Annotated in this window: 6 protein-coding genes; all 6 read right to left on the bottom strand. The window is 71.7% G+C overall.

Features of this window, described 5'->3' with window-relative positions:
- On the bottom strand, positions 1-1,112 hold a 1,112-nt coding region (locus ABD172_RS08050; protein ID WP_344308585.1), incomplete at its 3' end, for an alpha/beta fold hydrolase.
- Entirely contained in the window at positions 1,109-2,134 is a 1,026-nt protein-coding gene (locus ABD172_RS08045; RefSeq protein WP_344308584.1) for a 3-oxoacyl-ACP synthase III, read from the bottom strand. The genes ABD172_RS08050 and ABD172_RS08045, both read right to left, overlap by 4 nt.
- A 197-nt stretch (positions 2,135-2,331) precedes the next feature.
- Positions 2,332-2,895: a dienelactone hydrolase family protein gene (locus ABD172_RS08040; RefSeq protein ID WP_344308583.1), complete on the bottom strand. Its 564-nt coding sequence runs from the start codon at positions 2,893-2,895 to the stop codon at positions 2,332-2,334.
- Positions 2,896-3,085: 190 nt separating this feature from the next.
- Positions 3,086-4,636: an L-serine ammonia-lyase gene (locus ABD172_RS08035; protein WP_425546671.1), complete on the bottom strand. Its 1,551-nt coding sequence runs from the start codon at positions 4,634-4,636 to the stop codon at positions 3,086-3,088.
- A 113-nt stretch (positions 4,637-4,749) separates the two neighbouring features.
- The gene (locus ABD172_RS08030; protein WP_344308579.1) at positions 4,750-5,613 is read right to left on the bottom strand and encodes a sarcosine oxidase subunit gamma; all 864 of its coding nucleotides are present in this window, start codon (positions 5,611-5,613) and stop codon (positions 4,750-4,752) included.
- Positions 5,603-8,102 (bottom strand): glycine cleavage T C-terminal barrel domain-containing protein (locus ABD172_RS08025; protein ID WP_344308577.1); only part of this gene is annotated, 2,500 nt, incomplete at its 5' end. The genes ABD172_RS08030 and ABD172_RS08025, both read right to left, overlap by 11 nt.

Raw genomic sequence — 8,102 nt, 5'->3', positions numbered from 1 at the left:
CCGGCCCCGGCGGGTGCCGCCGGGGTGGGCGCCTCGGCGGACGTGGGCGTGGCCGCAACTCCTGCCGGGAAGGTCTGCGTGAGCCAGCGGAGGACGAGGCCGGGGACGTTCTCGTCCTCGGAGACGAGGTGGGAGGCCTTCTCGTAACGGTGCACGGCCGCCTGCGGGAGGCGTGCGCGCAGGTCACGGAGGTAGCGCTCGACGAAGACGGGGTCCTTCGGTCCCCACACGAGGAGTGCGGGCACGTCGATCCCGGCGATGTCCTCGCCGAGGCGCTGGAGTTCGTCGTAGGACGGGTGCGTCTCCTGTGCGGGGATGTCGGCGACGAATGCGCCGATGCCGCCGCGGCGGTCCTTCGTGAGGTACGGGGACCGGAATGCCCGCTTGATCTCCGGGCTGAGCGGACCCTGGCCGAGTGCGAGCGTGACGCCGAGGAACCAATCGGTGAGGACGGTGGACGTCGGGAGCATGGGACCGGCGAGGGCCGCGCGCAGCGGCGCCGGGATCGGCTCGCCCTCGGGGTGGTGGACGGCGGTGTTGAGGCTGATGACCGCATCGACGACGTCGAGGTGGCGGGCCGCCCACGTGAGCGAGAGGACGCCGCCCCAGTCGTGGCCGATCGTGACGACGGGGTGGTCGGTTCCCGGGACCTCGGGGAGGAGGGCACTCACGACGGCGTCGAAGTCGGTGACGCGTTCGGCGATCCGGCGGTGGCCGGCGCCGTGCGTGGTCGGCAGGGCCGAGTGCGCGAGGCGCTCGGAGAAGCCCATCTCGAGCTGGTCGGGGGCGATGACACGCCAGATGCGGGGCGCCTCGGCGGAGGTGCCGGGCCGTGGAGTGCCGGTGCCGACTGTGGTGTCGGCAGCCCGTTCCGCCTCGGCGATCGTGGCGGCGGCGAGGCCGCGCCACAGGTACGACCACGTGGGGTTGCCGTGGAGGGCGAGGATCGTCCCGGTCGGTTCGAGGCCGCGTTCGCGGAGCGCCGACAGGGTGTCGAGGACGTGGAAGGTGTGCTCACCGTCGACCGTGGGGACGGTGACGAGCCGGGACCACGCGGGATCCCACTCGGGAAGAGGACCGGGGACGCTCGCGGGGAGGGCGGGCAGCTTCACCAGAGGATCTCCATCATCGCGGTGTTGAGGCCGGATCCCACGCCCATGCAGAGGATGCGATCGCCCTTCTCGAGGGTGTCGACCTCGCGGGCGAGGGTGATGGGGAGGGACGCGGGGCCGACGTTGCCGAGTTCGGGGTAGGACTTCGGGACACGGTCCATGTCGAGCTCCGCGGCCTTCGCGATCGAGTTCGTGTGGATGTTGGAGACCTGGTGCATGACGTACCGGTCCATGTTCTGCCAGTTCCAGCCGTCCGCGTGGGCCTCCTCCCACGCCGCGGTCACGAGCTCCATGCCGTTCTCGAGCAGGCCCTTCGTGTCCGTGAACATGCCGTTGTGGTCGCCCACGCACAGCTCGTGGTTCCACGTCGCCGCGCGGGTGACACCGCCGAGGATGCGGTGGCCCTCGGGGTGTTCGTCGGCCCGGCCGAGCACGGCGGCGACGGCCCCGGAACCGAGGGTGAGGGACGCGAACTCCTCGAGGTACTCCTCGCGGGTGATGTCCGGGCGGTTGAGGCGGTCTATCGTCGCCTCCTGCACGCGGGAGGCGTCCTCACCGGCGACGACGAGGGCGTAGGAGATCGCGCCGGAGTCGATCATCGTGGCGGCGATGGTCATGCCGTTGACGAAACCGAGGCATGCATTCGTGACGTCGAAGTTCATGGCCTGCGGCTGGAGGCCGATGCCGTTGTGGACCGTGACGGCGACGGAGGGTTCGAGCGACTCGCGGGTCACCGAGGTGTTGATCATGAGCCCGATGTCCGCCGGGTCGATCCCGGTGTTCGCGAGGACCTTGCGGCCGGCCTCCGCGGCACCCTCCATGAAGTCGGTGGGGGTGTCCCAGTTGCGGCGGGCGTACACACCCGCGACGCGCTGGAGGAGGTTCTCGGGAAGGCCGAGGCGCTCGAGGGTTCCGGACAATCGCGCATCGAAGGACTCCGACGTGACTTCGATCGGGGCCACGACCTCAGCGAGGCCGAGGAGAGCGACGTTGGTGTGTCGGAAAGTCGTGTTGCCGTTCAAGAGTGTCCGTTCGATGAGTCGACCGTTCGCAGACGGAACTGGGGTCCGTCCCGGATTCCTGGGTGGTATCCGCGCAGGTGTCCGCCTGGGTGCTGTGTGCGTGCGCCGGCCCGGGGTCCGGGTGCGCGGGTACCGCGGATCATCCTACAAGCCGGGAACCTCCCCGGTTCTGGGCGAAGGTTCAGGTGGGACGCGCCCTACTGCAACGCGGTGACGACGCGGAACCACATGGCGGTCGCGAGCCGGGAGTCGAAGTCGGTGCTCGTGGGGTCCGCGAAGAGGTGGCCGGAGCCCGGGTACACGAAGTGTTCGGCGAGGGCGCCGCCGCGGGCCGCGCACGTGACGAGGCGTTCCGGTGCGCCCGCGTCGATCCACGGGTCGTCGACCATGTGGTGGATCTGCAGGGGGACGTGCGCGGGCCATGTCACGTCCTTGTCCGTGCCGCCGGCGTGGAAGAGGAACGCCGCGGCCGCCCGGGGGTCCCGCCGGCCCATCGACTGCGCCATCGCGGCCCCGAGTGAGAACCCGCCGAACACGAGGGGGCCGGGGAGGTCCGCGATGAGCTCGGCCGCGTGTTTCGCGAGGTTCCCGAAACCGACGGAGTCGCGGTACGCGATGCCGCTGTCCGTGTCGGTGAACACGTGGCCGTCGTAGTAGTCGGGGGTGTGGACGGTGTGCCCGGCGTCCTCGAGGACCCGGGCCATCGCCCGGAACCCCTCGTTGAGCCCGAGCGCGGAGTGGAAGAGCACGATTCTCGCCATGCGCTCACTCTGCCGTGCGGGTGGGGCGCGGGCAAGGGTGGGGCGGCGCAGGTGCGACGCGCGGGCGGCAACGGTTTCACCGAGAACGACCGATTCGGTCGCCTTTCCGCGAATCGGAAACCGAATGAGTCGTTCTCGGTGAAACCGTGGGAGTGGGAGTAGGAGACAGGACCTACGGGAGCACGTTCGCTCAGCACTCGACGACGGTGACGGCGAGGCCGCCGCGCGAGGTCTCCTTGTATTCGTCCTGCATGTCTGCCCCGGTCCTCCGGAGCGTGTCGATGACGGTGTCGAGCGAGACGTGGTGCGTCCCGTCCCCGCGCAGCGCCATCCGGGCCGCATTGACCGCCTTCGTCGCGGCGATCGCATTGCGCTCGATGCACGGGATCTGCACGAGACCGCCGACCGGATCGCACGTGAGCCCGAGGTTGTGCTCGATCCCGATCTCCGCCGCGTTCTCGACCTGCGCGGGTGTGCCGCCGAGCACCGCGCAGAGCCCGGCCGCGGCCATCGCGCACGCGGAACCGACCTCGCCCTGGCAGCCGACCTCCGCACCGGAGATCGAGGCGTTCCGTTTCACGAGGTGCCCGATCGCGGTCGCCGTGAGGAAGAACCGCACGACGGCGTCGTCGAGTGCCGCACCGCCTTCACCAGCACCGTCCTCGTCCGCACCGATGAGCCGTGGCGCCACGAAGACCGTGAAGTAGTGGAGGACGGCGGGGATGATGCCCGCGGCGCCGTTCGTCGGAGCGGTGACGATCCGTCCGCCGGACGCGTTCTCCTCGTTCACCGCGAGCGCGTAGAGGTTCACCCAGTCGAGGACCGCCGTCGGGTCGTCCTCGTCGTGGTGGGCGAGCAGGTCCGCGTGGAGCCGAGGCGCCCGCCGGGGAACCCGGAGCCGTCCCGGGAGCAGCGGTTCGGTCCGGGCACAGCCGGCGCGGACACACTCCTCCATCGCGGACCGGATCCGGAGGATGCCCTCCCGCACCTCGTCCTCCGGCCGAAGAGCGCACTCGTTCGCGAGCACGACCTCCGCCACGTCGAGTCCCTCGGCCATGCAGATCGCGAGGAGTTCCTCGGCGGTGCGGAACGGATACGGTACTGCCGAGGCGCCGGCCGGCCCCGGACCCACGTGCCCGGTCTCCGGCCCGTCCCCGGCGAGCTCACTCACCTCGGTACGGCGGTCCGGGTCCGGGCGAGTGGGGACCGGTCCGGCGGTGTCCCGGCCGGTGGCGTCCCCGGCAGCCGCCTTCGGGACGGCCCGCTCGTACTCCTCGGCACCACGGACGAACCCGCCGCCGACCGAGTACGCCGTCCACGTGTGGAGCACGCACCCCTCGCCGTCGAACGCGGTGAACGTCATGCCGTTCGGGTGCGCCGGGAGGTTCCGTCCGAGGTGGAGCAGCAGGTCCCGCTCCCAGACGAACGGCACCCGGTGGGTTCCGCCGAGCGCGAGCGCTGCACGGGTCCGGATCTCCTCGATCCGCGCCTCGGTGAGGTCCGGGTCGACCGTCTCCGGCCGGTACCCCGCGAGTCCGAGGACCACCGTGCGGTCCGTCCCGTGCCCGATCCCCGTCGCTGCGAGGGAACCGAAGAGCTCGGCCCGGACGTTCCGGACCTCCCCGAGCACACCGGTGGTCGCGAGCACGGACACGAAGTCCGCGGCCGCCCGCATGGGCCCGACCGTGTGGGACGAGGACGGGCCGATCCCGATCGAGAACATGTCGAACACGCTCGGCATGTCCTCGCCGCCGACACCGCCCGCCGGTCCGGAGAGATGCTCCTCCGCCGAGGCGTCTGCCGGCCGGGCCTCGCCCGTCACCCTCTCCCGGAGGTCCGGGTACGGCAGCAGCGTCATCGCGGTGGCTCCGGCACCCGGAACTCGACGGCGGCGTCGATGAGCCAGCGTCCCGTGTGATCGGCGAACGACGACCGCGGGTACACCCGGTACGTGTCCTCGGCGGTGCGGTGGAGGATCACGGACACCTTGCCGAGGGTCGTGTTGACGGCGGTCCCGATGGTGAACACCGTCGGGTGGAGGTCGAGCGGGCAGCCCTTCTCGAGGACCCGGCGGGCGGAGGAACCCGAGATCTCGAGGGTGGTGCGGTTGGCCGAGAGGTCGAGGACGGCGGCGGGTGTGCCCTCGACGGTCCGGGCGAGGAACGCCTCGACCTCGGCGCCGGTCGGGCCGGCGCTCGCCGCAGCAGCCTCGTCCGCAGCCGCAGCCGCAGCCGCAGCCGCAGCCGCATCTGCATCCGTCGCCGCCTCGTCGCCCACGAGGAGGAACTCGTCGGGGGAGAGCCACAGCGCGGTGAGGTGACCGCCGGGCACCGTGAGGCGGGCGGTCGCCCCGACCCGCTGCGGCAAGCAGGCTCCGAGCAGCGCTTCGAGCCGGGCGCGGGTCGCCGAACCCGGGACCGCACGCAGTCCCACCATCGTGAGGAACGGGATCTCCCGGAACGCGATGCCGCGCCCGTCGGATTCCGCATCGGTGACGGCGGCCGCGGCGAACGCCGCCGCGAGGTGGCCCGCCGGGCTCACCCGGCGGTGGAGGGGTTCGGCGCGCGGCGCCTCGGCGGTGGTGCCGACCGTGCCCGAGGCGCCCGGCGCTGCGGTGGTGCCCGGCACCTCGGTAGCGCCGGTGGAATCGGTGGCAGGGGTCGGTGTGGTCGGGGACTGCGTGGAGGGGGTCTGGGGTGCGAGGGTGTCAGCCGTCACGGCGGAGTCCTTCCGGGTCGTAGAGGCAGGTCTCGCCGACGACGACGTCCACGAGGGAGTCGCCGACGGGAGCGGTGAGCGTGGTGCCGATGAGGTTCCGGCCGTTCTGCACGAGGGCGAGGCCGAACGACCTCTCGAGAGCGGCGCTCATGTAGCTCGAGGTGACATGGCCGAGCATCGGCACCGGTCCGTCGCTCGTGTCGATCGGGGTGCCGGGGGCGATGAGCTGGGTGCCCTCCGGCAGCACGATCGAGGGATCGGCGGGCAGCACCGACACGAAGTGCTTGCGGTCCTCACGGGCGGTGTCCGGGCGGGAGTACGAGCGCTTGCCGACGAAGTCCTTCGCCTTCGACACCGCCCATGCCATGCCCGCGTCCTGCGGGGTGACGGTGCCGTCGGTGTCCTGACCGACGATCGGGAAGCCCTTCTCCGCACGCAGCACGTGCATGGTCTCCGTGCCGTACGGGGTGATGTCGAGGTCTGCGCCGGCCGCGTACACGTCCTCCCACACCGACAGGCCGTACCAGGTCGGCACGTTCACCTCGAAGGCGAGCTCCCCCGAGAAGGAGATCCGGCAGATCCGGGCCGGGGTACCCGAAGCGAGCACGGTCTCGCGGAACGTCATGAAGGGGAATGCGTCCTGGGAGACGTCGAGGTCGGGTGCGAGCCGCGCGATGACCTCGCGGGACCGCGGGCCGGCCACCGCGACGGTCGCCCACTGCTCGGTCGCCGAGGTGAAGCTCACCTCGAGTCCGGGCCACTCCGTCTGGTGCCATTCCTCGAGCCATTCGAGGATGTGGGCGGCGTTGCCGGTCGTCGTCGTCATGAAGTACCGGTTCTCGTCGACCCGGAGGGTGACACCGTCGTCGATGATCATGCCGTCGGCGCTGCACATGAGGCCGTAGCGCGCGTGGCCGGGCTTCAGCTTCTTGAAGGCGTTCGTGTAGATCCGGTTGAGGAACTCTCCGGCGTCCGGACCCCAGATCTCGATCTTGCCGAGGGTCGTCGCGTCCTGCATGCCGACCCCGCTGCGCACGGCCCGGCACTCACGGAGGACCGCGGCGTCCATGTCCTCCCCGGCCTGCGGGTAGTAGCGGGGACGCAGCCACTGACCGACGAGCTCGAACTCGGCCCCGTGCGCCACGTGCCACGGCTGCATCGAGGTGACGCGCGCGGGGTCGAAGAGGTCGCCGCGTTCGCGCCCGGCGAGGGCGACGAACGGCACGGGCGCGTAGGGCGCACGGAACGTCGTGGTGCCGATCTCGCCCATCCCGGGCACGGAGGAGTTCTCCTGCGCGCCGAGTGCGGCGGCGATGACGCCGATCGCGTTGACGGCCGAGGTCTTGCCCTGGTCGTTCGCGGTGCTGATCGACGTGTAGCGCTTGATGTGCTCGACGCTCCGCATACCTGCGCCGGTCGCCCGGAGCACGTCGGCCACCGTCTGGTCGCGCTGGAGGTCGACGAACTGTTCGTCGAGTCCCGGGGTGTCGAGGACGGAACCGGAGGAGGTGGGAACGAACCACAGGGGCCGCACGGGGGCCGAGGCGCGGGGCGCCTCGAGCGGGGCCGGCGCCTCGGCACCGGGCACCAGTCCGATTCCTCCGGCCGAGGCGAGGGCCCGGGCCGCGGCCCACTCGCCCTCGGAGAGAGCCCCGGACAGGTCGTACGTGCCACGCGCGGCACCGACGACCGTCTGGTCCTCGACCTCGGCGGAGGGGACGAACGCCGCGAGCGCCTCGTCCCAGCGGAGCTTCCCCTGCCGTTGGCTGTGGAGGTGGACGACCGGGCTCCACCCACCGGAGACCGCGAGGGTGTCGCACGCGAAGACGGTGCGCTCGCCCACGGCCCGGCCGTGGTCGTCGAGCGCGGAGACGGTGACGGAGGTGAGCCCGCCGTCGGGGGCGTCCCCTGCGGTGTCGAGCACCGCGTGCCCGGTGAGGACCCGGACGCCCGCGTCACGGGCCTCACGGGCGGCGGCGGAGAGCTCCGGTCGGGAGTCGATGACCGCGATGACGGCGATCGCCGCCGCCTCGAGTTCCGCGAGGAGCGGGTACACGGAGTCGTTCGTCGTCGCGAGCACGACCCGTTCGCCGGCGGCGACGCCGAAGCGGTTGAGGTACGTCCGGACGGCCGAGGCGAGCACGATCCCGGGGCGGTCGTTGTTCCGGAAGACGAGCGGACGCTCGTGGGCTCCCGTTGCGAGGACGACGTACCCGGCACGGATGTGCCACAACCGCTGACGGGACACGCCCTCGAGTCCGGCCCGGGTGGGGCCGTCGAGGTGGTCGAGACGCTTCTCGAGCGCGACGACGTAGTTCCCGTCGTAGGAGCCGAAGGCGTTCGTGCGGGTGAGGACGGTGGTCTCGGGCGCCGCCTCGAGGTCGGCCGCCGCCTCGGCGACCCAGTCGACGGCGCGGCGGCCGGCGACGGGCGCCTCGGCGGTGGTCACGGTGCGCTCGAGGACATGTCCGGTGGGGAGGGGGCCCGAG

Source organism: Brevibacterium samyangense, assembly GCF_039529845.1.
Lineage (GTDB): Bacteria > Actinomycetota > Actinomycetes > Actinomycetales > Brevibacteriaceae > Brevibacterium > Brevibacterium samyangense.
Note: the sequence above shows the minus strand (reverse complement) of the source record. Positions and strands in the feature narration are given on the sequence as shown.